A 1,030-nucleotide genomic window follows, 5' to 3' on the forward strand; every position below is an offset into this window, starting at 1 on the left:
TCTGTACCCGTCATGATGATCTCCTGAATGCCAGCATTAGCCAGTTACGTTCAATCGAATGAATCATCGGAATGAACCGGATCCGTCAGAGTGCGATCGCCCCGCTCGCCAGTCCGTAGATACCGACGAGGGCACCAATCGCCACCACGATAAAGATGATCCAGTCCGAACCGATCAGCACCGCCTTGTTCTGTTCGCGTCGCGCCCACACGTACAGCGCCGTGCCCGGCGCATACAGCACCGCCGACAGCAGAATGAACTTGAGCCCGCCCGCGTAGATCATGAACACCGTATAGATCACCGCAATGGCCGCCATGATCAGGTCCCGCCGACGCTCCTCCGGGCGCACCTGGTAGCCCTCGCCGCGCTTCGAAATCATGAACCCGTAGGCCGCCACGAACAGATACGGGATCAGCGACATCGCGCTCGTCAGATTGAGCATCAGTGCGAATGCGTCGCGCGAGAAGTACGTGCTGATGACCAGCAGCTGCACCACGATGTTGGTCAGCCACAGCGCGTTGGCCGGCACCCTGTTCGCGTTCTCCTTCGCGAACACCGACGGCATGTCCCGGGTCTTCGCCGCCGTGAACAGCACTTCCGCGCAGATCAGCGACCACGCCAGATACGCGCCCAGCACCGACACCAGCAGCCCCACGCTGACGAACACCGCGCCCCAGTGGCCCACCACCGACTCGAGCACCGCCGCCATCGACGGCTGGCGCATGCCCGCGACGTCCGCGCGCGCCAGCACCGCATACGGCAGCATCGACACGAGCACCATCAGCGTGGTCACCACGATGAAGCCGAGGATCGTCGCCTGACCGACGTCGCTACGCTTCTTTGCATAGCGCGAGTAGACGCTCGCCCCTTCGATACCGATGAACACGAACACCGTCACCAGCATCGTCGCGCGCACCTGCTCGAAGATGTTGCCTTCGAGCCCGCCGCCATACAGGTTCGCCTGGAACAGGTCCATCCTGAAGCCGAAGATCAGGATCACGATGAACACGAGGATCGGTATGACCTTGGC

The 1,030-nt window shown here is 62.0% G+C and carries 1 protein-coding gene; it reads right to left on the reverse strand.

What is annotated here, in order from left to right; all coding sequences use genetic code 11:
• Window positions 1-85: 85 nt before the first annotated feature.
• On the reverse strand, window positions 86-1,030 hold a 945-nt coding region (locus tag HHL14_RS32780; RefSeq protein WP_169501748.1), incomplete at its 5' end, for an amino acid permease.

This window comes from Paraburkholderia antibiotica, from assembly GCF_012927125.1.
GTDB lineage: Bacteria > Pseudomonadota > Gammaproteobacteria > Burkholderiales > Burkholderiaceae > Paraburkholderia > Paraburkholderia antibiotica.